The 26,031-nt window shown below is 39.0% G+C and carries 28 protein-coding genes and 1 other annotated feature; of the genes, 9 read left to right on the plus strand and 19 right to left on the minus strand.

From position 1 onward, the window contains the following. Positions 1–4: 4 nt before the first annotated feature. The 3 genes from HRK21_RS14000 to HRK21_RS05340 form a co-directional block, all read right to left on the minus strand. Positions 5–811, minus strand: a complete 807-nt coding sequence (locus HRK21_RS14000) for a hypothetical protein (protein ID WP_223276781.1) — start codon at positions 809–811, stop codon at positions 5–7. Continuing rightward, positions 808–1,581 (minus strand): hypothetical protein, encoded by a 774-nt coding sequence (locus HRK21_RS05335; protein ID WP_070006600.1) that lies wholly within the window; start codon positions 1,579–1,581, stop codon positions 808–810. Before HRK21_RS05335 ends, HRK21_RS14000 begins: the two co-directional genes overlap by 4 nt. 164 nt (positions 1,582–1,745) lie before the next feature. Then, on the minus strand, positions 1,746–2,465 hold the full coding sequence (locus HRK21_RS05340; RefSeq protein WP_069008665.1) for a glucosamine-6-phosphate deaminase: 720 nt from the start codon (positions 2,463–2,465) through the stop codon (positions 1,746–1,748). Positions 2,466–2,544: 79 nt separating this feature from the next. On the opposite strand from HRK21_RS05340, the gene HRK21_RS05345 reads away from it, so the two are divergent. Next, positions 2,545–3,279: a MerR family transcriptional regulator gene (locus tag HRK21_RS05345; protein WP_070006601.1), complete on the plus strand. Its 735-nt coding sequence runs from the start codon at positions 2,545–2,547 to the stop codon at positions 3,277–3,279. A gap of 53 nt (positions 3,280–3,332) precedes the next feature. Beyond that, positions 3,333–3,824, plus strand: a complete 492-nt coding sequence (locus tag HRK21_RS05350) for a GNAT family N-acetyltransferase (RefSeq protein WP_070006602.1) — start codon at positions 3,333–3,335, stop codon at positions 3,822–3,824. On the opposite strand, the gene HRK21_RS05355 is transcribed toward HRK21_RS05350, so the two are convergent. Genes HRK21_RS05355 through HRK21_RS05365 form a run of 3 tightly spaced genes read right to left on the minus strand, consistent with a single transcriptional unit; the run spans position 3,814 to position 6,113 of the window. Then, positions 3,814–4,257 carry a VOC family protein gene (locus HRK21_RS05355; RefSeq protein WP_070006603.1) on the minus strand — a complete coding sequence of 148 codons (444 nt, stop codon included), beginning with the start codon at positions 4,255–4,257 and terminating at the stop codon, positions 3,814–3,816. The genes HRK21_RS05350 and HRK21_RS05355 overlap by 11 nt on opposite strands. 57 nt (positions 4,258–4,314) lie before the next feature. Beyond that, complete coding sequence (locus HRK21_RS05360; protein ID WP_070006604.1) at positions 4,315–5,667, minus strand: MATE family efflux transporter; 1,353 nt, start codon at positions 5,665–5,667, stop codon at positions 4,315–4,317. Beyond that, complete coding sequence (locus HRK21_RS05365; protein ID WP_070006605.1) at positions 5,664–6,113, minus strand: MarR family winged helix-turn-helix transcriptional regulator; 450 nt, start codon at positions 6,111–6,113, stop codon at positions 5,664–5,666. Before HRK21_RS05365 ends, HRK21_RS05360 begins: the two co-directional genes overlap by 4 nt. A gap of 169 nt (positions 6,114–6,282) precedes the next feature. Here HRK21_RS05365 and HRK21_RS05370 point away from each other — a divergent pair, with 169 nt between their 5' ends. Continuing rightward, positions 6,283–7,164, plus strand: a complete 882-nt coding sequence (locus HRK21_RS05370; RefSeq protein WP_031695330.1) for a helix-turn-helix domain-containing protein — start codon at positions 6,283–6,285, stop codon at positions 7,162–7,164. An 84-nt stretch (positions 7,165–7,248) separates the two neighbouring features. Continuing rightward, positions 7,249–7,683 carry a MerR family transcriptional regulator gene (locus HRK21_RS05375; RefSeq protein WP_003739924.1) on the plus strand — a complete coding sequence of 145 codons (435 nt, stop codon included), beginning with the start codon at positions 7,249–7,251 and terminating at the stop codon, positions 7,681–7,683. 113 nt (positions 7,684–7,796) lie between these two features. Here the strand turns inward: HRK21_RS05375 and HRK21_RS05380 are convergent, their stop codons facing one another. The 10 genes from HRK21_RS05380 to HRK21_RS05425 all read right to left on the minus strand — a co-directional run bounded on the left by HRK21_RS05380 (position 7,797) and on the right by HRK21_RS05425 (position 15,494). After that, a complete protein-coding gene (locus HRK21_RS05380; protein ID WP_003739925.1) occupies positions 7,797–8,408 on the minus strand; it encodes an HAD family hydrolase in 612 nt (203 codons plus the stop codon). Positions 8,409–8,421: 13 nt separating this feature from the next. Next, positions 8,422–8,790, minus strand: a complete 369-nt coding sequence (locus HRK21_RS05385) for an RpiR family transcriptional regulator (protein ID WP_069887457.1) — start codon at positions 8,788–8,790, stop codon at positions 8,422–8,424. A 96-nt stretch (positions 8,791–8,886) separates the two neighbouring features. Next, positions 8,887–9,843 (minus strand): LacI family DNA-binding transcriptional regulator, encoded by a 957-nt coding sequence (locus HRK21_RS05390; protein ID WP_003739927.1) that lies wholly within the window; start codon positions 9,841–9,843, stop codon positions 8,887–8,889. 67 nt (positions 9,844–9,910) lie between these two features. Beyond that, positions 9,911–11,245 (minus strand): hemolysin family protein, encoded by a 1,335-nt coding sequence (locus HRK21_RS05395; RefSeq protein ID WP_070006606.1) that lies wholly within the window; start codon positions 11,243–11,245, stop codon positions 9,911–9,913. Positions 11,246–11,362: 117 nt separating this feature from the next. Further along, on the minus strand, positions 11,363–12,052 hold the full coding sequence (locus HRK21_RS05400) for an NAD-dependent protein deacylase (protein WP_070006607.1): 690 nt from the start codon (positions 12,050–12,052) through the stop codon (positions 11,363–11,365). Then, on the minus strand, positions 12,045–12,335 hold the full coding sequence (locus HRK21_RS05405) for a helix-hairpin-helix domain-containing protein (protein WP_070006608.1): 291 nt from the start codon (positions 12,333–12,335) through the stop codon (positions 12,045–12,047). The genes HRK21_RS05400 and HRK21_RS05405 overlap by 8 nt, the downstream gene beginning before the upstream one ends. Then, on the minus strand, positions 12,325–13,533 hold the full coding sequence (lde, locus tag HRK21_RS05410) for a multidrug efflux MFS transporter Lde (RefSeq protein WP_003722101.1): 1,209 nt from the start codon (positions 13,531–13,533) through the stop codon (positions 12,325–12,327). Before lde ends, HRK21_RS05405 begins: the two co-directional genes overlap by 11 nt. Before the next feature lie 117 nt (positions 13,534–13,650). Further along, positions 13,651–13,998, minus strand: coding sequence for an SH3 domain-containing protein (locus tag HRK21_RS05415; protein ID WP_070006609.1), 348 nt, complete (start codon positions 13,996–13,998; stop codon positions 13,651–13,653). 18 nt (positions 13,999–14,016) lie between these two features. Then, positions 14,017–14,661, minus strand: a complete 645-nt coding sequence (gene fsa / locus HRK21_RS05420) for a fructose-6-phosphate aldolase (protein WP_003725036.1) — start codon at positions 14,659–14,661, stop codon at positions 14,017–14,019. Between the two features lie 143 nt (positions 14,662–14,804). Then, entirely contained in the window at positions 14,805–15,494 is a 690-nt protein-coding gene (locus tag HRK21_RS05425; protein WP_003728622.1) for a Crp/Fnr family transcriptional regulator, read from the minus strand. Between the two features lie 330 nt (positions 15,495–15,824). On the opposite strand from HRK21_RS05425, the gene HRK21_RS05430 reads away from it, so the two are divergent. Continuing rightward, positions 15,825–17,552: an ABC transporter ATP-binding protein gene (locus tag HRK21_RS05430; protein ID WP_070006610.1), complete on the plus strand. Its 1,728-nt coding sequence runs from the start codon at positions 15,825–15,827 to the stop codon at positions 17,550–17,552. A gap of 53 nt (positions 17,553–17,605) precedes the next feature. Here HRK21_RS05430 and HRK21_RS05435 read toward each other — a convergent pair whose 3' ends face one another. The 3 genes from HRK21_RS05435 to HRK21_RS05445 form a co-directional block, all read right to left on the minus strand. After that, the gene (locus tag HRK21_RS05435) at positions 17,606–17,857 is read right to left on the minus strand and encodes a TfoX/Sxy family protein (protein ID WP_069887464.1); all 252 of its coding nucleotides are present in this window, start codon (positions 17,855–17,857) and stop codon (positions 17,606–17,608) included. A 19-nt stretch (positions 17,858–17,876) separates the two neighbouring features. Further along, positions 17,877–19,160, minus strand: coding sequence for a serine--tRNA ligase (gene serS / locus HRK21_RS05440; RefSeq protein ID WP_003739935.1), 1,284 nt, complete (start codon positions 19,158–19,160; stop codon positions 17,877–17,879). Between the two features lie 59 nt (positions 19,161–19,219). Further along, positions 19,220–19,441, minus strand: a binding site (T-box leader). 52 nt (positions 19,442–19,493) lie between these two features. Beyond that, positions 19,494–19,913, minus strand: coding sequence for a pyridoxamine 5'-phosphate oxidase family protein (locus tag HRK21_RS05445; protein WP_003722108.1), 420 nt, complete (start codon positions 19,911–19,913; stop codon positions 19,494–19,496). 129 nt (positions 19,914–20,042) lie between these two features. Here HRK21_RS05445 and HRK21_RS05450 point away from each other — a divergent pair, with 129 nt between their 5' ends. The 4 genes from HRK21_RS05450 to HRK21_RS05465 all read left to right on the plus strand — a co-directional run bounded on the left by HRK21_RS05450 (position 20,043) and on the right by HRK21_RS05465 (position 25,972). Next, the gene (locus HRK21_RS05450; RefSeq protein WP_003739936.1) at positions 20,043–20,615 is read left to right on the plus strand and encodes an anthranilate synthase component II; all 573 of its coding nucleotides are present in this window, start codon (positions 20,043–20,045) and stop codon (positions 20,613–20,615) included. Further along, a complete protein-coding gene (gene pabB / locus HRK21_RS05455; RefSeq protein WP_070006611.1) occupies positions 20,612–22,318 on the plus strand; it encodes an aminodeoxychorismate synthase component I in 1,707 nt (568 codons plus the stop codon). Before HRK21_RS05450 ends, pabB begins: the two co-directional genes overlap by 4 nt. A gap of 160 nt (positions 22,319–22,478) precedes the next feature. Beyond that, positions 22,479–24,200, plus strand: coding sequence for an ABC transporter ATP-binding protein (locus HRK21_RS05460; RefSeq protein ID WP_003739938.1), 1,722 nt, complete (start codon positions 22,479–22,481; stop codon positions 24,198–24,200). Continuing rightward, a complete protein-coding gene (locus tag HRK21_RS05465) occupies positions 24,200–25,972 on the plus strand; it encodes an ABC transporter ATP-binding protein (protein WP_069887467.1) in 1,773 nt (590 codons plus the stop codon). Before HRK21_RS05460 ends, HRK21_RS05465 begins: the two co-directional genes overlap by 1 nt. Positions 25,973–26,031 lie beyond the last annotated feature (59 nt).

The following is a 26,031-nucleotide window of genomic DNA, read 5'->3' on the forward strand; positions in this document are numbered from 1 at the left end:
GTATCTATTCACCGTACCATTCCCTATCCGTAAACTCATATTCTTTTCTAAATTCCTCCGAGTACTTTTTATAAATAAAACCGTTCACCACGACTGATGCTTTTAAAATAGAAGTCGGAAATAATGTGAATAGAGCCAAATTTACTAGACCAATAAATGTAAATAAAATGTATGTAATGATTCCTGCAAAAGAGTCAAATGAATAATCATAATTCTCGCTACTAGTCCACCAATCACTACTCATCGCATAATCTTTCATTCCCAACACTGCAAATACCAAAGAAACCCCTGAGATAGCTACCACTATTTTTAAAATCTTTATCATTTTTCTTTTTCTTATTAATTTCCCATCATTTATCAGGTAATTTATCTGGGTATTTTCAATTAATCTAACCCTTACAATATAAAACGAGAGAGTATAACCTACTAAAATATATAAAACAGCAATTGTTTTAGTCATATCTGGATTTCCCCAAGGCATCCAAACAGAGAAGAAAAAAAGGACAGTTGTTTGCGTTAGCAAATAAACAGCTATTGTATAAGCTGTATTTTTAAAATAATGTTTACTCCTGACAAATCCTATGAAAATCCCTAGGATTATAATAGAGGCTACAATTGGAAAACTAGCACCTTTAATACCAGAAATCAAACATATAAACCATGAAAAACCGGCTAAAAAATACACTTTCATCGACTTAGGTATTAGTTCTTTTCCTGTACCATTCAAGTTCACATATACTCGATGCATTGAATTTTTTTCTAAAGCATTTTCAAAAGAGACAGAATTTATTAACTTGGATAGAGTATTCATTGGTTGCTCCTCGCATTTTCTTGTTGAAATTCTGTTGCATATTTTTTCAGTAAGACACCATTTGTAATTATTTTTGGATTAAATAGTAATGTTGGGAGTAGCGAAAAAACAACTAGAAGTAGTAGGAATAATATCCCTCCGGCTAATACTACTAAAGCTCCCAACCATTCATTTTGGATAGATATTACGCTTAGTGAGCTATCATTACCAATAAACCACCATTTACCTAGCCTATACATTTGAGCTCCGAGAATAATTGCTACTAGCAGTCCCATTAAAAGTTTAGAAAAGCCTTTGCCCCATATTTTAGTGACTACAGATTTTTCAAACTTCACATTATTGTTTTTTAGATAATTTAGCATCATTGCTTTGCATCGGAAATAGCTAAATACCGCAATCAACACAAGATAAAACAGTGCTACTATCATATAAAAATCTCCAAAAGGTCTTCCACCATCGACTCTTATTCCCAAAATTAAGCTCACAGTAATAGTCTGGAGCATTATATATTTAGCTAGTTGCCATCCAAAGTCTTCCAACAGCTTATTATTAGACTTCAAAATAAAATAATAAATATAGCTTATTACTATAATGATAATAAGAATACTTGTTATAACTATAGAGTTCTTCAACGGTAACAGTGCCATAAAAACACAAAAAAGCGCAATAATACTCAGTTGCAGACCTCGTGAAGTGATGATTTCTTTTGCACTTTGTTCCCTTATATTCACTAACTGGTTAGCTTCCTCAAAAGAGATTTTGGTTTTCATTTAAAAACTCCATTTCTATCTGTAAATTCATGAAGATTTGAGTTAAAACTACCTGCAAGGCTTTTGAAATTATTTTAGCATAAAAACACATGACCTTGCACTTTAAATCACAAACAATTCTGTTTCCACCCACAAAAAAAGCCAGCAATATCGCTGGCCTGTTTTTAAATATTCAACTCACTCGCCGCTTCCTCGTCCAGCACCACTGTAAAATTAGGGTGCAACTGGAAAATCGAGCTTGGAATGTCTTCTGTCACTGGGCCTTGTAGGGCTTTTTTAATAATCGCTGCTTTTTTCTTGCCGTTTGCGAATAGGATGACTTCTTTTGCGTGCATGACGCTTTTTGGTCCCATTGTTACGTAGTATTCTGGGACTTTTTCTGCATCGCCGCCAACTTCCCCGAGCAAAATATCGAACATATCTGGGCGTGATTGAACGGAAACAAGTCGGGTTTCATCGCCGAATTTGGTTACGCCAGGTAAGTTCCCGCAGAAGTGACCATCTTCACCAATCCCAATTAAAATCGCGTCCAAGCCTCCAACTGCTTTCAAATGCGCTTCATGGTCTGTATAGTTTTTCGTATCTAGCATGTGAATTTGTTCTTCTGGAATTCCCGCTGGATCAAAATACATCGCTTTTAAATTGGCAATTGTCACGCCGTATTTTTCGTCTCCAATTGGAATTTCGTCAAAATTATAATAGCTTACATTTGTCAGTGGTGCTTTTTCTTTCATTTCTTCCACCATCAGTTCGTACATTCGCTTCGGTGTGGAGCCTGCTGTGATGGCTAAATGAACCAACTTGTCTTGATACATTTTCCCTAAAAGCAGTTGCATCGTTGTTTTACTCATGTTTTCGTAATCTTTTTCCACAATAATTTTCATTTTTTTCACCTCTCGCTTTGAATTACCTTTATGATAAAGTGTATAGTAACTATAGAGTCAAGACGAAAGGGTGATAAATGTGGAACCGCTTTTTTCCATTGGGGAAATGGCAAAGAAAAGCCAACTCTCCATCCAACGATTGCGCTATTATGATAAAATTGGGCTTTTGGTCCCTGCTTTTACCGATCCGACTTCTGGGTATCGCTACTACAAAACGGCTCAAGAAGAACAACTCAACCTCATTCAAGCGTTGCAGTATATGGGGTTTTCCTTGCAAGAACTAAAACAATATCTCAACAAAAACACATCGGAAAGTTTGCCCGATTTGCTTATAAAATATCAGCAAAAATTAATGGATGAAGAAGCTCGCATTGCTCGTAAAAAGTGGCTAATTGACCGTTATCAAGGTTTATTAAAACGCGAAACTGACTCGACAAAACTTCTAACAACTGCCCGACTTTTGCTTACAGAGCCACTTCTAACGCCTGTGCATGCCGATATTTTAAACGACCCAGCTTTTCATCAAGAAGTTCAGAAAACCGTGAGTCACCTTGGTCTTTCGAAAAGCTATCAGCAGTTTCCTGGTTATTGCATGTTAGAGGGGCAAGCTTATCTGTTCATTGAGTTAGATCATTCTATTGGCGCACCGGGTGAACGGTATTTATTATCAAGCGAGCGGCAAGCTTTTGTCACACCACAAAACTGGGAGACACCTCAAGAAAATGAGAATTACCTTTTACAAGAAACGGTGGCTTGGATTAATCAAGAGCTGGTTCGTGGTTATTCCTATGAAACAACATTAACTTTTGAATAGATATTTTAAAAAGATTGGTTATAATAGAAAGAAATAATGTGGAGGTGAGTGCCGTGGAAATCAAGCCAATCAGGGCAAAAGACACACAAGATATTAGGCACCGGGTTCTTCGCCCAGAACAGCCTGAAGAAAACGCAATTTATCCAAATGATGATATGGAGGGTACTTTTCATTTAGGTGCTTTTGAAAAGGATGTTTTACTTGGGATTGCCAGTTTTTATCCAGAAAAATCGACTGTTATTATGAATCCCGCTCAATACCGGATTCGCGGTGTGGCGACAGAACGCCGGATGCGCTTGAAGGGTCTCGGCACGGCTTTAATTGCAGAAGGTGAAGCGGAAATTTGGAAGCGCGGCGCAGATATTATCTGGTGCAATGCGAGGATTGTCGCTGTTGGTTTTTATGAAAAACATGGCTATCGTAAAGTTGGCAAATCGTTTGTCATTCCTGGCATCGGCGAACATTACTTAATGAAAAAAGTGAATCCAAATAAAAAAGTGGACCAAGATAACCAATATCTGGTCCACTTGTTTTTTATAATTTAGAATAAGGTTGCGTATGAATCATCCAAGAAATTCCGTACTCATCGACGAATTGTCCCATTTTACCGCCCCAGAATTGCTCTTCGAAAGGTAATGTTACTGTCACTCTTCCTGAGCTGCTTATTTTTTCAAAGAAAGCATCGGCGTCGGCTACTGCCGCTGGGTCTTCACTGTTAGAATCAAGCATAATTGAAATTTGGTTGGATGGTTTTACTTCTTTGCCGAATGAATCGGAACAAAATAAATTTGCGCCAAGGACGGTAAAGCCACCGTGAACCGTTGTGTTCTCTAAGTTTTCTTTTGCTAATCCGAACATTTCGCTTTGTTCCTCACTTACTGGAAGCCTTGAAATATTCGTTGCTCCGAACACTTCTTCATAATATCCTAAAGCCTCTTTTGCATTTTCAAAAGCCAAATACGGGTACATTTTTGCCATATAAATCGCTCCTTTGTTTTTGAGACACTAGTTAGAAAATACCCAATTCGTTTTACCTTAAACTATCTCGGGATTTTTAAAAATTCGGCGCCATGTTTTACTCATAATCACTAGACAGACGGTGAACGCGCCTAAATCTGCTAATGGGAAGGCGTACCAAATACCATCTAAACCGAAGAACTGTGGCAAAATAAGTAAAAGTGGTACTAAACAGATGATTTGGCGCATTAGGGAGATGATAAATGAAATTCTTGCTCGACCAAGCGCTTGATATAGTCCTCCGCAGACAATTTGGAAACCGATTGTTGGCGCAGCTAGAAGCATAAATCTAACAGCGGTTGTTCCTTGGGCGATTAGCTCTGGGTCGTTAGAGAAAATTCGTACGAGCATTCCTGGGAAAATTTCTACCAAGCCCCAAGCAATTAGTGACATTACGGTCGCAGCAATCATAGACACTTTGACAGCTTTCATTACGCGTTCGAATTGTCTGGAACCGTAGTTGAAGCCGACGATTGGTTGCATCCCTTGTGTGACACCATTGATTGGCATAATGACGAACGACGCAATCCGGTTCGCAATTCCGTATACTGCAATTGCCATTGTTCCACCATAAATATTAAGCATCCAGTTTACCGCAACCGTTACGATACTACCCGCGGACATCATAATAAATGACGGGAATCCGATTGCCATAATCCGGCGAATCAGCGGGAAATCCATTCGGAATGAGAACCCTTTTAAAGATAAAGTACTTTTGCCTGATAAAAAGTAAATCAAGAGCCAAATCGCGCCAACAGCCTGTGCAATAACAGTTGCAAGGGCAGAACCACGGACTCCCATACCGAATCCCATAATGAAAATCGGGTTTAAAATCATATTTAATATAGCGGAAATAATCATAGTTAACATCGCTGTTTTTGCATTACCTTCCGAACGAACGATATTATTCATCGCCATCGCAAAAGTTTGGAATACTGCACCTAGTAAAATAAGTGATAAGAAATCACTGGCAATATCATGAATATCCGCTGGTGCCCCAAAAAGCGTAATAAGTGGATCTAAAAAAATAAAGGTTACAATTGCAATAAAAATGCTAGAAATAAGTACTAACCAAATAACTTGATGGAATACTTTATCCGCATGTTTTTGTTCGCCGGCACCGAGCGAGCGGGAAATAATCGACGCACCCCCAATCCCAAACATTGCTGCCATCGCCATTAGTATCATTTGGACCGGGAAGGCAATCGAAAGTGCTGCAACCCCTGATGGACCAACGCCATATGACACAAAAATCGTATCAACAATATTATACATTCCCATAACAAACATGCCGATAAATGCCGGTATCGACAATCTCGCCATGAGTGAAGGAATGCTATCTTCACCTAATCGTTTACTCTGTTCTTTCATTCAGATTCTCCTCCTTCGACTGCTATAATCGCATTATCTGAAAGTCGTCCTATCAAATGCATTAAGTCATCTTTTTCCTTTTCACTAAAATTCGCTGTTAAAAGTGCAGACCATTCTACTGTCACTTCTTCAATTAAATCGCGCATCTGAAAACCAGTTCCCGTCACAAAAATCCGCTGAATACGCCTATCTTTCGCATCAATTTCACGGCGAATCATCCCCAGTTCTTCTAAGCGCTTAATGTGCCTTGTCACACTTGCTTTATCGACCATAAACCTTTTCGCCATAGATTCTTGAGAAATACCATCTTCTTTATACAGCGTCCATAAATAACGTAATTGACCTATATTAAGACCAGTTTCTAGTAATTTTTTATTTTTAAAAGTGCTTTCTGAACGATGAATAATTGCGATGGCTTTTGCTAAACTTTCCTGTCTATCTGCCATTTATCCGACTCCTCATAAAAAAATCCGCCACATAATTAGTTGCGGCGTCAACCATTATAGTATAGCAGGATTTTAGTTGACTGCGCAACCTTTTTATTTCCCAGGCAATAATTTGACTTCCTATCTTTCTTTTGTAAAAATAAAGAGTAGAGAAGGGGTGCTATCCACTGTGCATATTAAAATATTAAAAAATAGATATCCCAATATAGTTATTTCAAAAAACCCAATAAAATCCAGCTCAGATACGATTTCTTTTTTCGAAGAACCGTATTATTTTACTATTCCTAAGAGCAATCTCTCAGAAGAAGAAGCGATGTTATTACATACGTTATTTCCAGAACCATTACCAACATTTACAAAAGAATCTACTCAGTTTTGGTTTGATTTGTTATTCGGAAATAAAGAATTGGTGATGACGAACGAGAAAGAAACATATCGCATTACGCAGTTCCATATTAAGACTGCTACAACTAAAAGCATGTTACAAGAATGGCAAAAAGCTTTGCTGAGTTTTTTTAGTCCAGAAGCTGAGTTAATTATGTTTTCGACTAACTACGGTGTTATTGTTGAAAAATCAACGGGGTCGCTACTTGGCGAAGAGGAACTAATTGCTGTTGCCAGTACACTTGAAAATGATTTCTATATACAATCCACTTTTTTCATGGGACTTTTCCATCCGTTAAATGATCGATTGCGTGGCTTATTTGCTGAAGAACGTGCCATTTTCAACCATAATAATCGTGAGGTAGTTCAGACTGTGGCTTCCGAAAGTTTAAAAGTTATCGCGCTTCGAATGAAAGAAAGTTTAATCACGAATGAACTCAACGACCTTTTCCATCAAGATGACACTTGGATTCCACTGATTCATACGTTATTTAAGAACCAAGGAAACATCAGTCTCACAGCTAAAGAGCTTTTTATGCACCGGAATACTATTCAATATCGTTTGGACAAATTCTATGAACAAACAAACTTATCGCTCCGCAAAATGGACGGGTTGCTCTTAGCTTATCTGTCTACACTTCAAACAAATAATAGCAATCATGAATAAATAATCATGGTTGCTTTTTCGCTTGACTTAAAGTTCACTTCAAGGAATACAGTTATTATAGAAAATCAGTAAAGGAGAATGGCTATGACCAAAAATAAAATTAGTTTTTATGTGGTGGACGCTTCGGAGGACTTAACAATGAATATCAAAGAAGCTAGTGAAAAAAGTGGCGTTTCTGCCGATACAATTCGCTACTACGAACGCATTGGTTTAATTCCACCTATACATCGTAATGAAAACGGGATTCGCAAATTTGGCGCAGAAGACATACGTTGGATTTTGTTTAGTCGCCAAATGCGCCGAGCTGGTTTATCTATTGAGGCTTTAATCGATTATTTGGCACTTTTCCGTGAAGGAGAGGATACACTGGAAGCTCGTGTCGAATTGCTGAAAGAACAACGAATTGAACTAAAAAAACGGATGGACATGATGCAAGAAGCACTTGATCGACTTGATTTCAAAATTGATAATTACGACACACACCTTATTCCTGCGCAGCAAAAACTAAAAGACTTTTAGTGTTGAATCTACAAGCGTCAAACTGGATGAAACCACATGTTTAGGAGCAGTTTCTGATGGATACTTTACGCACAAAGACCCGCTTGCCTTGCTAGAAGGTTCGCGGGTCTTACTTATTTATTTACATAAGCTAAAATATCTTCTGGTTTTTCGAAAATCAATTCTGCCTTTTCGAAACCTTCTGTTGTTTTTGCGCCCCAAAGAGCTAAGCCAAAATGAGCTCCGGCCGCATGGGCGCACTTCATATCATACATCGAATCCCCAACATAAAGCACTTCATGCGGCTCCCTGCCAAGAATTTCTAACCCCTTCAATAATGGTTCTGGATGAGGCTTATGCTTTTCAGTATCACTTGCACAAACGATCGCTTGAAAATGATCCTGAATATTAAATGGATAAAAACCTTTTTCCATTTCTAACGCATTTTTAGAAGTAACAACGCCACTTTCTGGAATAGCATGCAGTACTTTATGAATACCTTCGAAAATCTCTACTTCTTCAATGAAAGAAGCTTCTCTTTCAATCCACTTATCCAATACTTTTTCTTGATCTAAAATGTTTAACTGTTCCACCGCAGCAGCTCCAGTAATCCCAAGTACAAAACGTAATTCGTCCAGTTCGTAACTTAATCCTTCTTCGGCCAAAACCGCTTGAAGAGAATGCAAAACAGCTCTTTCCGTGTCTAGAATGGTTCCATCTACGTCAAAAATTATTGCTTTATACATTTAAGCCCCTCCTTCAAGATTTAGCGAAGTTGTGATAATGATGCGTTGTATATCTCGTTTTTTTCTTATTATCAGCTTTATTAATTTCTAGATTTGTAACACCTTTATTTTGGAGTATATCCCGAAATTCGCGCAAATTATCATGAGAATTACCAGTTATCTCAAAATCAATATTATCACAGCTAAAAGTTAGCAGAATTTTAGCTTCTTCTCGAACAAGAGCAATCTTTGCTAATTTTGCAATTGGAAATGTTTGACGTTTTTTCATACCTAAGCTAAAGTTTTGGTCAAAAACAAGATAGTCTCTGTCAATGTAGAACTCTCCGAATTGATATTCCATTCCAAGTGCAGAATTAATCTTGCATACACCATCTAATTTCATCACATTCGCCTCCTTCATCACCTTATATATTAGTTTTAAATGATGAAATGGGTTTCATGTCAAGCAATATTATAAAATATTATTCAAAAAGGGTTTTTATACTGTTTTCCTTTTAATTAATTCATGTTCTACTTTGATTCTTTGTAGTTTACCTTGTTCAAAAATCGAAAAAGCATTCGCGCCGAGTTTTTTCAGATGATGGTCAAGGGTAGTGATTTCTAAAGCTTTACCGATTGGGAGATTTTCCTGCCCTAAGATAGCAACATCTTCTGGTACGCGCAAACCAAGTTCTTTTACATGATACATCACGCCGGCCGCAACCTCATCACCATTTGCATAAATCGCATCAGGCCAATCTTTCCCTTTCGCAAAAAAGTGTTCAGCTGCCTTTATACCATCTTCCAACGTGTAACACTCACTTAAAAAACGATTATCTCCAACTGAGCCATAAACCTGCTCATACGCATTAATCTTTCCATATGTACTTGTGCTTTCTCGTGACGCTCTTCCCGCAGTGAATGCGACTTTTCTATAACCTTCCTCTCGCAAAAATTCAAATCCTGCTCGATAAGCTTTCACCCGGTCAATATAGGAGCAAGATATTTCTTTAGATTCTACATATTCACAAGCAATAATCGGACCATACGCTACATATGGCAAAATCACTTCCCAATTATTCGCACGGGAAGTAATAATTAATCCATCCACTTGTTTTGTTTTAAGACGCATTAAGTACTTTTCTTCTTCTTTTGGGTCATATCCAGTTGGAAAAAGCGTTACAGAATAACGATTTTTAAAAGCTGCTTCTAAAATACCATTTACAATTTTGTCAAACCACGGGTGATCATTATAAGGTATAATCACGCCAACCGTATTTGTTTTCCCACGCGCTAAGTCCATGGCGCTACGGTTAGGTGAATAATCTAATTCATCAATAACAGCCTGGACGCGAGCTCTTTTTTCCTCCGCAACATACGGATGGTTATTGAGTACACGTGATACTGTCGTCACTGAAACTCCCGCTAATTTGGCTATTTCTTTAATATTTGGCATTTTAAAAACCTCATTCCTAAGAAAAAAGTGCGGACAGATTTCTCATACCGCACTTCTATTTTTATCATTAAGCCATCTGTTCAAGTTCGCTTGCTTGGATGTCTTTTTCGACACGAACTGAAACCAGCCTGGCATCATTCATTTCTTCTACTGTAAATCTTAGTGTACCGTATTCTACTACTACTTTATCATCTTCTTCTGGAATTGTTCCAGTTAAAGTAAGCACAAATCCAGCCACAGTATCTACGCCACGTGATGGAAGTTCCACGTGAAACATTTTATTGAAATCATCTAGCGGCATGCGACCTTCTACGATAAACGTGGTCTCATCAATTTTCTTTACTTCATCCGAAAATACGTCATTTTCATCGTCAATTTCGCCAACAATTTCTTCTAATAGATCTTCTACAGTCACAATACCTGCAACACCACCGTATTCGTCCATTAGAATTGCCATTTGATTTCTAGTTCTTTGCATATTTTTAAGTAAATCGTCAATAAACATCGTCTCTTGCGCAAAATACGCGTCTTTAACGAGTTCTTTCACATCAATGTTTTCAAAACCTGACTTTCTCGCTTCCGCAAAAAAATCTTTCATATGCAGAATACCTAGCACTGAGTCCTGGTCGCCTGTATAGACGGGAACTCTCGAAAAATTCTCATTTAATAATGCATCACAAAGTTCTTCTGATTCTGTTTCAGCATCAACCATAAACGCATCTGTTCGCGGCACCATCACTTCACGCGCGTATTTATTATCCATTTCAAACACACCACGAAGCATTTGTAATTCTTCTACCTCAATTACACCGTCACGCCGGCCAGTTTCAATCAGTAGTTGCATTTCCTCGCGCGTCATTTTATCATTATCCGTATTTTTCTCCATTCTCGTTAATTTCACAAGCATATCGGTTGAAAAAGACAGAAATTTTACGAACGGACGAAGCACAACACCAACTGCCATGATTGGTCGTACAGAAACACGGGCAATTTTTTCTGATTTTTGAAGTGCTAAACGTTTTGGATAAAGTTCACCGAAAACTAACGTGATATACGATAGCACAATAGTTACGACAATAATGGATAACTCTTTCGCAAAACTACTTCCTCCAAAAACAGATTCAAGTCTAGTCGCAATACTAGTCGCAGCTGACGCACTGGAGAAGAATCCCGCAAGCGTAATACCAACTTGAATAGTAGCTAGAAATTTACTTGGATCGTCTACGAGTTTAGCTAGCATAACGGCTTTTTTATCACCGGTTTCTGCCTGGCTTTTCACACGATTTTTGTTCAGTGATACAAGTGCCATCTCTGCTGAGGCAAAGAATGCGTTGAGCATTGTCAACACCACAATAAGAATTAACTGCAAGATAATCTGCTGACTCTCGGGGTCAGGGTTCATATGGAACTCTCCACTCCTTATTTTCATCGAGAAAACGACCATGCATTTTCTCTAAATATTCCGGACAATTTGCCGGTTAAGAAAATTTTATCACGCCACCCCTATTACTGCAAGGTTTCAAATCTCTGCGAAAACTTTCAAAGCGTCACTTTCCATCATTTCAAATGGATAAGGAAGCGAAATTCGTTCTTTATTTACAGCAAAAATTCGCGCTTTTTTATTTCGATAATCCGTTAAATTACAAAACGGACTAACGCGGAAAGAAGTCCCTACTATAACAATCAAATCCGCTTGTCTAATAGCTGCAAGTGATTGATCTATCGCACTTTCTGAAATCGCTTCTTCATAAAGCACCACATCCGGACGAATGACGCCACCACAACCCGAATGGATATCCGATTTCAAGTACTCCTGCGCGGTAACAGACATTCCGCATTTTTGACAATAACAATGATATAAACTACCGTGGAAATTCACGACTTTTTTCGAACCCGCTTTTTCATGCAAACCATCAATATTTTGCGTAATAATCGTGACATCTTTTTCCGCTTCGATTTCAGCCATTTTTGTATGAATCATGTTTGGCACTGCATTCGGATAGTACATGTTTTCTGTAACAAACTGATAAAACTTCTCCGGTTCACGCACAAGACACGTATGACTCAGCATATATTCCGGGCTACTCATCCCAGCGTATAAGCCGTTTTTCGAACGATAATCCGGAATTCCTGAAGGGACAGAAACTCCCGCCCCGGTTAGAAAAACGATGTGTTCAGCTTTTTTGAGTGCTTCATTCAACTTATTCATTCTTTAAATTCCTTTCATTTGTATGTTGTTTATCTTTCCAGTTCCACCATTTTCGCAAATCAGTATCTTGGTCCGCTTCATCCGTTTCCGCAACATAGACTGCGCAGCGATACGTATAAAGTACACAAGGATCCATTCTCTCGCCTCGCTTATCGCAAGTATCCTCATATAACTCAATCGGATTCTTCCCTCTTAAATCAGCGACCTCTTCAATCCCAATTTCATTTAACATCAACACCATTTTTTTACCTATTCCTGGTAATTTTATTAGATCAGTTGGCATGATTCCCCTTCTCTCCGTGCATTTTTCGGTTGAAATAAAAACTGATTAGTACATTGATAAAAATAAAGCCAGCAACTACGAGGAAGACATCTCCGTAACCAAAATGAGCAGCAACACTTGACCCAACAAGCGGTCCGATGACATTCCCGATGTATTGAAACGATTGATTATAACCAAAAATCCGGCCTGAAACCTCACGCGGTGTATTTTTTGTAAGCAATGATTGAACCGCTGGAAGCAAGGCGCCATCTGTAAGCCCTAATAAGAAACGTAAAATCCCTAGTTGTAACGGATTTTGTGCGAAAGCCATTGGAATTTGGAGTAACATGGAACCTATGAGCGCACCTAACAATATTCGCTCCGAACCAATTCGGTCTCCCCATCTACCAAGTCTTGGTGCCGCAATAAGCGCCGCAACCCCAGGAACAGATGCAATCATCCCACTAATAAAAGCAATGTTTTGCGCATTTCCTGCCAAGTCACGCACGTATAATGTCAAAATCGGGTTCACTGAGTTGGACGCAATTTGAATCATCATTGTCGTAATGAATAAGGAAATAATCAAGCCTGGGTTTTTAAGCGATAAGAAAACTTCTTTTCCCGACCGCATTTCCTTTTTTTCTACTGGTGTAAATTTCTCTTTTACGAAAAACAGTGTGAGAAAAAAACTACCTAAAAGAAGTACTCCTGTGATGTAAAACACCGGTCTGACGCCAAATGTATCCGACAGTGCTCCGCCAATTAACGGGCCAATTAGCACACCAGAAACTGCCGCCGTTGATAATGCCCCGAGAGCCCAGCCGCTACGATGACGAGGAACTTGTGTTGCGATAAGAGCATTCGCTGTCGAAATGTATCCTGAAAAAATCCCCATTAATAAGCGCAAACCAACAAATTGGTATACATTACTTACGAGTCCCATCAGAATCATCGCTATCGCCATCCCTAGTGCCGCCCGTAAAAGCATAATTCTCCGTCCTTTTTGGTCAGCTAGTTTACCCCAAATTGGTGACATAATAGCTGATACTAAAAAGGTCGAACTGAGTGCGATTCCAGACCACATACTTACTTGATCTGGATTATGCACCCCTAATTCTTCAATATATAATGGTAAAAATGGCATGATTAAATTTAATCCGGTCCCGGTTAGAAAGCACCCTACCCAGACAACATACAAATTCTTCTTCCAATTTTCCATAAACCCACCTAGATTCTTCTATCGTTATCTTTAATTATTCCACAAAAAAAGCGAAAGTAAAACTAAACCCTTCGCTTTTTTTGCTATATTTACATAAAATGTTTCACGTGGAACATTTTACGCTTCTAAATTTTCTCGTGGTACCCAGCCAGCATGATTTTCTTCTGTCACGCACCAAACCCAACCATTGAGCTCGCGATTACTTTCTAATTTATCACCGGGTTGAACATTTAATTCGCGTGCAGAGTAGTCTTCTGATACGGTTCCACTCTTTCCATCATTACTCAATTGAATAATTTGTTTCGGAATCCATCCTTCTTTTCCAGACGACTTCCCTTTGCAAAAAATCCAGCCTGGATATTCTGTATCTTCTTCAAACACCCAAATAGACTCATTTTTATTCACAAAAAGAGGATTTGAATATTGACTAACATGTTCTTTTTTCACGATAAATGTTTGATTCATAGTTAGAAACCTACCTCTTTATTTTTTCGCCGCTTCCCAATCTGCAAGAAATTTGTCAATCCCGCTATCGGTCAGAGGATGTTTTAGCATTTGTTCGAACACTTTAAATGGCACGGTGGCAATATCAGCACCAGCTTTAGCGCATTCAATAACATGGATTGGGTGTCGCACACTTGCTGAAATAATTTCTGTTGGAATCCCGTGAATCTCGAAAATATCCGCAATGTCACGAATCAGAACCAAACCATCGTCACCTATATCGTCTAATCGTCCTAAAAATGGTGATACATATGTCGCACCCGCTCTTGCCGCAAGTAAAGCTTGTGTGGCAGAAAATACGAGCGTTACATTGGTTTTAATACCTTCTTCCGTCAACACTTTTACAGCTGCCAAACCTTCGCCAGTCATTGGGATTTTTACAACCATATTCGGATGGATTTTTGCAATAACTCGACCTTCCGCAATCATCTCATCTGCTTCTAAACTTACTACTTCGCCGCTAATTGGTCCGTCAACAATGGATGTGATTTCTTGAATGACCTCATTAAAATCGCGACCTTCTTTGGCAACAAGTGATGGGTTAGTGGTGACTCCAGCAATGAACCCCATTCTGTTAGCCTTTTTAATCTCTTCTACGTTCGCTGTATCGATAAAAAATCTCATTAAAACATCCTCCTTTTCTATCAAGCGCTTTCAATTACAGAGCCATTATAACGCAAAAAGTTGAATAATGCTTTCGAAGTGCTTTTTCCACAAAAAAAAAAGAATGCCACTGAGCATTCCAAAAAGTTTCACGTGAAACAAATTTATAATCGCGTTTTGTCCATCACTAGGAGAGGTTTTGGTCTATTTCTAATTATATCCTCTTTAATTAAATGCATGACTGTGTGAGCCACATATTCGCGTGATGTATTGGTGTATCTTGCAAGTACTTCTTGCGTAATTTCTCTTGGTAGCAATATCCCGTTATCAGAAAACGTTCCTAAAGTTTGAGCACATTTGAGAATGGCTTTGCGGATTCGTTCTTCCTTTTTTAAGAAGCTTAGTTTTGCAAACGTATGGGCTTCGCGTAATTCTTCTGCCATCACTTTAATCATAAAAAAGTTATTCTCATCTTCTTTGTCGAAAATAGAGAACAAGAAATTGCTATCTACTTCCATAACTTCTCCGTGACCTAAGCTTTGCATCGAAACATGTGGACTCCATTCATCATAAAAAAGATGATATAGTCCAAAACTATCTCCTTTTTGCAAGAAACGAACAATGCATTCTTTACAGCTATCTTCTTCCATTTCTGCATCTTTCTCTACAATCATCCCGTATATGCCGCTTAGAACAAAATATACTTTTGTTCCAGCCGGACTTAAACTTTCTAGAACCTCACCCTTCTTGGTGCTGATAACCGAGCAGTAGTCTTTGTAATTCGGATGTTCAAAGCACAACTCCATTAATTTGCTAACCGTTAGATTGGATTCAAGCTCTTTTAAGAATAGCATATTCTCTCCTTTGCTATATTATATTGAAAAAACTCATCGTAATTATATCATAAAGGCCCTACCCTAAATCCCATTCCTAGCCAATGTTAAAAACCCGAAAACGCAATTAAAGATAACTATATTACAACTATTTATATAATACTTAATTTTTTTATCATTTCAATTTGCCGTTTTGACATAAATTCGAACTTTTTGTTACTTTTGCTAAATATTCCAAATCCCGATATTAATTCCATAATTACCACTTTAGACTGGTTTATTTTTAGGTAAATTGATTATACTTAAAAAGTAAGTAATTTATGGATAGGTAACTCAGGAAGGGTGAAATGAATGAATCAGAAAAAATATAGTTGGCGAAAATTTTTCCAGTTACTTATTAGCGCAAAACCTGCGAATTGGATAATTTTCTGTGCTTTATTCGCCAGTGTAATAACTACTATCGCTGGCCTTGTTGTGCCGCTTTTTACAAAAAACTTAATTGATGGCTTTTCGATAGCCTCACTTGATGTAAAAATGGTCGCTTTAATTGTGTTGGCATTTATTTTGCAAGCAATAACGAATGGTTTCTCGATTTTCCTACTTAACTACATGGGGCAAAAAGTCGTAGCAACGATTCGTGAACGCTTATGGAAAAAAATTGTGCATTTGCCTGTGTCTTACTTTGATAATACCAAGACTGGCGAAATGGTAAGTCGCATGGTAAATGATACGGTCGTGGTTAAGGAGCTAATTGCTGATCATTTCCCACAATTTGTAACGGGGATAATTTCGGTTGTCGGCGCGATTATTATTTTGTTCTTCATGGACTGGAAAATGACGCTCATCATTTTAGTGGCCGTTCCAATTACAGCGCTAGTTGTTGCACCACTTGGCCAGAAAATGTTTAAAATCTCTAAAGGGCTTCAAAACGAAACGGCTGATTTCACTGGTTCCATTAGCCAAACCCTGTCAGAAGCTAGACTCGTTAAGGCATCGAATGCGGAAACACTGGAAACGGAAGCTGGTCATCAAGGAATCAATCGTCTATTTGGTTTTGGAATTCGTGAGGCGAAAGTTGTCGCTGTGCTTGGACCGCTAATTTTCTTTGTTGTCATGGGTGTTATCGTTGGTATCATTGGTTACGGTGGAATTCGTGTTTCAGCGGGAACGATGACTACAGGTACCCTCATCGCCTTTTTACTCTATCTGTTCCAAATCATTGTTCCTGTCACTTCTTTCGCAACATTCTTCGCCCAACTTCAAAAAGCAAAAGGTGCAACAGAGAGAATTGCGGATATTCTAAATGAAACAGAGGAAGATTTCGACGCTGGTAAAAAAGTAGATGTGAGCGGAAAAACCATTCGCGCATCTGATATTTCTTTCTCCTATAATGAAGGTGAGCCTATTCTAAAACATGTTTCTTTTGATACGAAACCTGGAGAAGTTATTGCATTCGCCGGCCCAAGTGGCGGAGGAAAATCAACCTTATTTGCGATTTTAGAACGTTTCTATCAACCGGATACAGGAGAAATTTTAGTAGGAGACATTCCCCTTTCCGAGATTTCAATTAACTCATGGCGTACCCAAATTGGTTACGTTTCTCAAGAAAGTGCGATGCTTTCTGGTACAATTCGCGATAACCTTTGTTACGGGTTGGATCGAGAAATTACGGAAGATGAGTTATGGAATGTAGCCAAACTAGCTTATGCTGACGGCTTTATTTCCGAGCTTCCTGACAAAATGGCCACCGAAGTCGGCGAACGTGGCGTGAAGCTCTCAGGAGGTCAAAGACAGCGGATTGCCATTGCCCGAGCCTTCTTACGTAATCCTAACATTCTCATGTTAGACGAGGCGACAGCTAGTTTAGATAGCCAGTCCGAACAAATCGTTCAACAAGCTTTGGCAAACTTAATGGAAGGTCGTACTACTTTTGTTATCGCCCACCGCCTTTCCACTATCGTAAGCGCCGACCAAATCCTCTTTATCGAACATGGGGAAATAACTGGCCGCGGCACGCATAGTGAATTAGTTGCTTCTCATCCACTTTACGCTTCCTTTGCAGAACAACAGCTAAAATAACTATTTCCCGGGAAATAAAAAAGCGACGATGCGCAAATGCACCGTCGCTTTTTCTATAAGGATTGATGAAACTTTTTGAGTTCAGTTTTCTTTGCTTCGTCTAAATCGTGCCACCTGATACCTTGTACGGCTCCTTCAAGTGCACATAGTTCACTCAGACAAACACTAGAATCATTTTCCCAAATGCGTAAAAAGGCTTCTTTGCTTCCAACATCTTTTAGCTCGCCGGGAGTTTTTATTCCCGCTTTGATTAAGTCCTGCTCTAGTACTTTGCCAATGTTTGGTAATTCGCTAAGATTTGCCATTACAGCTCCTTCTTCCGCATTATTTTGGTAATTCTATTTTCTCAATACCACCCATGTAACCTTGTAGTACTTTCGGAATGCGTACAGAACCATCTGCATCTTGGTAATTTTCTAAAATGGCAGCCACTGTACGTCCAAGCGCTAAGCCAGAACCATTAAGTGTATGCACGTACTCTGGTTTGCTTCCTGGTTCACGACGGAAACGGATGTTAGCGCGTCTTGCTTGGAAGCTTTCAAAATTACTGCAAGAAGAAATCTCACGGTAAGAATTGTAGCTTGGAATCCAAACTTCTAAGTCATATTTTTTAGCAGCAGTGAAGCCTAAGTCAGCAGTACACATGCTTAGTACGCGATATGGTAATTCTAGGCGACGCAATACTTCTTCTGCGTTTCCAGTTAATTTTTCAAGCGCCTCGTAAGAATCTTCTGGTTTAACAAATTGAACTAATTCCACTTTGTTAAATTGATGTTGGCGAATTAAGCCACGCGTATCACGACCAGCAGATCCCGCTTCAGAACGGAAACATGCGCTAAATGCTGTATATTTTCTTGGTAAATCTTCTGCTTTTAAAATGTCTTCGCGGTGGTAGTTTGTTACTGGTACTTCCGCTGTTGGAATAAGGAAATAATCTTCTGCTTCAATTAAGAAAGCATCTTCTTCAAATTTCGGCAATTGACCAGTTCCAGTCATGCTCGCACGGTTCACCATGTACGGTGGCAACATTTCTTCATAGCCATGTTCATTCGAATGCAAGTCCATCATGAAGTTAATTAGCGCCCGTTCCAGTCTTGCACCTAATTTTTTATAAAATACAAAACGGCTACCAGTTACTTTCGCAGCATTTTCAAAATCAAGAATATCAAGGTCAGTTCCTAAGTCCCAGTGAGCTTTTGGTTCAAAATCAAATTCGCGAACTTCGCCCCACTTACGGATTTCCACGTTATCGTCTTCCGATTCGCCAACTGGAGTAGACTCATGTGGAATATTTGGAATCGACATTAAAATCATATCTAATTTTTCATCGATTTCTCGTAATTCGATATCTAATGTTTTAATTCGGTCTCCAACGACACGCATTTCTTCAATCTTAGCGTCCGCATCTTGTTTTTCGCGTTTTAATTTAGCGATTTCTTGAGACACTTCATTACGCTGACTTTTTAGCGCTTCTGTCTCCACAATCAGTGTACGGCGGCGTTTATCTAACTCGCCAAATTTCTCGAATTCACCAAGGTCTTCCCCGCGATTTTGTAATTTCTGCTTTACTTCATCAAAATTATTACGTAACAATTTAACATCTAACATGCTAACTCCTCCTTTATTTTTTTCCATATAAAAACTCCCGTACTTTCCCGAATTAACAGGAAAGGGACGAGAGTTAACCGCGTTGCCACCCTTATTGGGATCTAAAAAATCCCCAGCTTCATTTAGGTTTAACGGACCCAGCCGGAATGATTTACTCGCAAATTTTTGCTTTCCACCACTCACTCCAAGATGGATTCATAAGGAAACTTCACCAGTTCACACCAACCACTGGCTCTCTTTAGAAACTCTACCTTATTACTACTTCTTGTCTTCGCTTTTCGTATTAATTTAAAGTTATTCTATCGCATATCTGCTTAAATTACAAGCAAATCTTTAACCAATTAAATCGAGCGTGTCTGGACCGTCATCATCAGAATTCAGTATTCTAATTTGTTCCGGAACAATTTTTATAACCACAAAGGATGGTGAATCTTCGCCTCGAAACCATTCTTTAGAAATATTTTCCCAAATGCGTTCTTTGATCGATTCATCTTCTTCAAGAGATGCCAAACCATTAATTTCTAAAAACGCAGAACCAGGGCTTTCGTAACCAATTAAAACAGATACGTGTGGGTTTCTGCGGACTTCTTCTGTCTTCGGCAATTCTTTCCCAGATGGTGTGTAAAGCGTTAAGCCATCATGCAGAAACGTCATATACCTAGCGTGCGGATAATCTCCTTGCACGGACGTTAATACACCTACTTGATGTTGCTCCAAAATGGCAAGAATTTTATCTTCTAGTTCATTTTTCATCTCAAACACCTTCCTTTGGTTATTTAGTGTACCTTTCCACTCGGCTCCCTGCTTCAAACATTCGGGCTTGTTATCTCTCTAGCTATTTGCTATAAAAGAGTATAACCGTTTTAACTAGGGGGATTTAAAGTGATTTTAATCATCGATCATAATGATTCGTTTACATATAATTTATACCAATATTTTTTAGAGCTTCAAGAGGAGGTGCAGGTTGTTTCTGCCACCACTTTTTCACTTGAAGCCTTTCAACAAATCGCTCCTGAAATGGTAGTTTTATCACCAGGACCAGGTTCCCCGGAAGACTTTCCTATAAGTTTAGCTCTACTAGATAAAATCCAAGTTCCTATTCTCGGCATTTGCCTCGGTCATCAAATGATCGGTCATTTTTTCGGGGCAAAAGTGGTTCCGGCAGACGTCCCGGTTCACGGAAAAACAAGTATCATTTCGCATAATGGGGAAGGTTTATTTGCAGAACTTACACCAAAGTTCCAAGTGACACGCTACCATTCCTTAGTTATCGATCCTGCCACAGTTCCCGCTCATTTAAAAGTAACCGCACTGACAGAAGACGGCGTGATAATGGGACTAGCTCACGTATCAAAACCGATTCAAAGCGTCCAATTCCACCCAGAAGCAATCCTATCCGAAAACGGACATGCCATACTTGAAAACTTTGTACGATTAGGGAGAAATGTTAAATGAGCTTATTACGATTTGATTTTGAAGGTGACACAAAGATTTTTGAAAATCCACTGTATGAACTGGTTGCACATGATTTAGCAGAAGTTCTTCCTATAATGAAAGCAGCCGAAGAAGCCCAAAAATCCGGAAAATACGTCGCTGGTTTTGTCAGTTATGAGGCTGCTCCTGCTTTTCGAAGTAATTTGAAAACCCAAAAACCCGATGCGCGTATGCCGCTCGTCTGGTTTGGTGTATATGACGGCTTTACCGACACAACTACCAAATGCCCTGACTCCGCGCCACTTTCTTTTAAAATGGATACAAGTTTTCCTGAGTACGCCGAGAAAATCGACCAAATCAAAGCTGAAATCGCTGCTGGAAATACCTACCAAATTAACTACACTGTGCGACTTCAAAGTGATGTTCCAAATAACTTTTCTTCTCAAGCGACTTATAAAACGTTACAGCAAATCGGGAAGGCAAATTATACTGCACTACTTTCAACAAATGATTTTGAAATTATTTCCGCCTCACCCGAACTATTTTTTAAATGGAAGGAAAACCTCTTAACGACACGCCCAATGAAAGGCACTATTCGCCGCGGAAGTACCGAGCAATCGGACTTAGAAGCACATGATTGGTTAAAAAATGATCCTAAAAACCGTGCAGAAAATGTAATGATTGTCGATTTACTTCGAAATGATCTTGGGATGATCGCTGTTCCCGGGAGTGTTAAAGTTCCTAAGTTAATGACGCTAGAACCTTACCCAACTGTCTGGCAAATGACTTCAACCGTAACAGCAGAAACACCTCCAGAAACCGACTTAACAACTATTTTTAAAGCACTCTTCCCTTGCGGCTCAATAACTGGCGCACCTAAAGCACGAACAATGGAAATTATTTCAGCGTTAGAAGATTCTCCTCGTGGGGTTTACTGCGGAGCGATTGGCTATTTCGAGCCTGATGGAAATGCGATTTTTAGTGTTCCGATTCGTACTATCGCCATCGCTGAGAACAAGGCAATTTATGGCGTTGGCGGAGGTATCGTCTGGGATTCTGATGCCACTAGCGAATTTTCCGAAATCCATGCAAAATCAGCTATCTTAGAAAAAGCAACGGAATTTTCTTTGATTGAATCGTTGCGCCTTGAAAATGGTGAACTCTTCCGAACCGACTTTCATTTAAAACGCCTTCAAACAAGCGCAGATTTTTTCGGAGTTCCTTTTAATAGAGAAGAAATAGAAAAATTGTGGACTGAAACCGCGCAAAAAAATACGACTGGCACATACAAAGTGCGCTTTTTATTACATCCTGATGGTGCAACTGATTTGGAACTAACAGAAATTGATGCAAAAAACAAGCGAATAACGGCGCAACTCGCCGATAATCCTGTACCTTCAAACGATTTATTTCTCTACCATAAAACAACTCATCGGAAGGTCTATGAAGACTTAAAAAATCCTCAAACCGCTGAAACGCTACTTTGGAATGAACATGGCGAACTGACAGAATTCATTACCGGGAATGTAGTTTTAACTATAAATGGCTGCTTTTTCACTCCTCCAGTTGCTTCAGGTCTTCTCCCAGGAACGATGAGAGCCGAACTACTAGCCCAAAATAAGGTTTCTGAAAAAGTACTATCAAAAAAAGACCTTTTTGAAGCAGACTTTGTGTGGTTAATTAATAGCGTAAGAGGATTTGTAGAAGTAGAAATCGAACAATAAAATGACAGGTATTTCACAATTTAAAATGAATTTCATTGCTAATTTCGCCATATTTTCGCCATATTTACAATTTGTGAAAATATTACTTGCAAATTTTCACAATCTATATTAGAATATGTGTTCGTACGTTTTTATTTCCGTTTTCCAAGGGAGGAAAATCATGAAAGTATTGTTTCACCATCTAAAAAAATACAAGCTACAAGCGACACTATCTACATTGTTTGTAGTAGTCATGGTTATCTCACAACTATGGCAACCAAAGTTACTTCAGCAAGTCCTAGACGCCATCATGAAAGACAATATGGATGAAATCTCATCCATAGGCGCACTTTTAATCGGTATCGCCGCAGTCGGCCTTATCGCCGGGATTCTAAACACAATTCTTTCAGCCAAAGTCGCTCAGGGCGTCGGCGCAGATATTCGTGAATCTAGTTTCCGTAAAATCCAAACATTTTCATTCAGCAACATCGAAAAACTTTCGACAGGTAATCTTGTTGTTCGACAAACAAACGACATTACCCAAGTACAAAACTTAGTGATGCTTTCACTACAATCGCTAACAAGAATTCCGATTATGTTTATCGGAGCTTTTATTTTAGCGATGTTTACTTTACCTGAATTATGGTGGGTAATTATTGTACTCGTTGTTCTTGTTGTTCTGATTGTTGTATTCACATTTGGGTCTATGGGTAAGCACTTTGCCATTATCCAGAAGTTAATTGACCGAGTGAATTCTATCGCAAAAGAAAACCTTGCTGGCATGCGCGTAGTTAAATCTTTCGTGCAAGAAGACAATGAAATCAGTCGTTTTACAACTGTCAGTGACAAATTAACTCGCCACACAATCATCGTTGGGACACTTTTCTCCGTAATGATTCCTGCGTTTATGCTCGTTTCTAACTTAGCAATTGTTGTTTCTATTTTCTTTGTAGGCGACATGGCTGCTGAAAACCCTGAAGTTATCGGGGCTATCGCATCATTTATGAACTACTTAATGCAAATTATGATGGCAATTATTATCGGTGGTATGCTGATGATGATGGCTTCTCGCGCGCTTATTTCCTTGAAACGTATTACCGAAGTTTTGGAAACAGAACCAGATATTACTTACAATGAAAACGCACCAGAACAAGACCTAGAAGGTACAGTTGAATTCCGTCATGTTAGTTTCCAATACGACGGTGACGATACGCCTGCTCTTAATGATATTTCATTCAAAGCAAATGTTGGCGAAATGGTCGGTATTGTTGGCGCAACAGGTTCTGGTAAATCTACCCTTGCCCAACTCATCCCTCGACTTTATGATCCAACTGAAGGTGAAGTTATTATCGGCGGAACAAACCTAAAAGATATCAACAAAAAAACACTTCGTAGCACTGTTTCCTTCGTGCTTCAACGCGCAATCCTATTCTCCGGAACCATTGCAGACAATTTACGTCATGGTAAAAAAGATGCAACTGCCGAAGAAATGGAACACGCAAGTAAAATAGCACAAGCGAAAGAGTTTATCGACAAGCAAGCAAAACTATATGAAGCACCTGTTTCCGAACGTGGAAATAACTTCTCTGGTGGACAAAAACAACGTCTTTCGATTACACGTGGCGTTATCGGTTCGCCGAAAGTTCTAATTCTCGATGACAGCACAAGTGCGCTTGATGCAAAATCCGAGAAATTAGTTAAAGAAGCACTGAATAAAGAACTAGACGACACAACGACTTTCATCATTGCACAAAAAATCTCTTCTGTTATTCAAGCAGATAAAATTCTCGTGCTCGATCAAGGTAAACTAGTTGGCGTTGGTTCCCATAAAGAACTTCTGAAAGAAAATGCAATCTACCGTGAAATTTACGACACTCAAAAAGGCAAGGAGGTAACCGCATAATGAAAGAGTTCAAACAAATTAGTCGCTTTTTCTGGCACTATCTGCGGGGTTATAAGCCTCAACTTTTTGTCATTTTAATTGCTGTAGTTTTTGCGACATACCTTCAAGTAAAAGCACCACAATATATTGGTAACGCTGTTCAAGAGCTTGGAGATTACGTGGTTCGTTTACTACAAACGGGTGTTGATGACAAGAGTGACTTCATCCATATCATTTGGATGCTGATTCTCTGCTACGTACTGCTCGCTGCTGCCACTTTTATCCAAAGTATCATTATGACAGGGGTAGCTGGTAAATCGACGAACAGAATGCGTATAGGGCTTTTCCGCAAGATGGAAAAACTATCGATTCGTTTCTTCGATAGCCGCAATGATGGCGAAATGCTTAGCCGTTTCACTAGTGACTTAGATAATATTTCCAATACACTAAACCAAGCATTGATCCAAGTACTATCCAACGTCGCGCTAATGATTGGTGTTATCATCATGATGTTCCAACAAAATGTAGAACTAGCCTTCGTTACTCTAATATCTGCTCCATTTGCGATTATTATTGCAACAGTGATTATTCGAAAAGCACGTAAATTCGTTGATGTTCAACAAGATGAACTAGGCGTACTTAACGGCTACATTGATGAAAAAATTTCTGGTCAAAAAATTATTATCACAAATGGCTTAGAAGAAGAAACTATTGAGGGCTTTGTTAAACAAAATAATGTTGTTAAAAATGCTACTTACAAAGGTCAAGTTTACTCCGGTTTACTTTTCCCAATGATGCAAGGTATTTCCCTATTAAATACAGCTATCGTTATCTTCTTCGGTGGATGGTTAGCTCTAAACGGCGACCTTGAACGCACAGCCGCTCTTGGTTTAATCGTTATGTTCGTTCAATATTCACAACAATTTTATATGCCTCTTACACAAATTTCGTCCCAGTACAGCTTGCTACAACTAGCAATCACTGGTGCGCGTCGTGTTAGTGAAGTATTTGCAGAGGAAGAAGAAGTAGAACGCGAAAACTTACAAACAATTGATGGTATTAATAAAGGTGTCAAACTAGATCACGTAGATTTCGCTTATGACCCTGCAAAACCAGTTCTAAAAGACGTTTCAATTGATGTAAGTAAAGGTAAAATGGTGGCGCTTGTTGGACCAACTGGTTCTGGTAAGACAACTGTTATGAACCTGCTTAATCGCTTCTATAATGTCGATGGTGGCGCGATTCTCTTTGATGATATCGACATCCGCGACATTCGCCTTGATTCCCTTCGTAAACAAGTCGGTATCGTGCTACAAGATTCCGTACTATTTACAGGAACTATTCGCGATAACATTGTTTTCGGTAAGCCGGAAGCAAGCGACGAGGAAGTGATTAATGCTGCGAAACAAGCTAACATCCATGACTTCATTATGAACCTGGAAAAAGGTTATGAAACAGAAATCAGTGATGAAAACAATATTTTCAGCGTTGGTCAAAAGCAGCTTATGAGTATTGCGAGAACTATTATTACGAACCCTTCTCTTCTAATTCTAGATGAAGCGACAAGTAATGTAGATACCGTAACCGAAAGCCGGATCCAAAAAGCTATGGACAACGTAATCTCCGGCCGAACTAGCTTCGTCATCGCCCACCGTTTAAAAACCATCCTCGATGCCGACCATATCGTCGTCCTACATCAAGGTGAAGTGATTGAACAAGGTAACCATGATGAGCTGATGAAGGCGGAAGGATTTTATTCTGAGCTTTATCATAATCAGTTTGTTATTGAGTAAAACTAAAAACCCCACTGTTGAATAACATCAATAGCGGGGTTTTTCCTTGTTTCCAAAGT

The sequence above is a fragment of the Listeria monocytogenes genome, assembly GCF_013282665.1.
Taxonomy (GTDB): domain Bacteria; phylum Bacillota; class Bacilli; order Lactobacillales; family Listeriaceae; genus Listeria; species Listeria monocytogenes_C.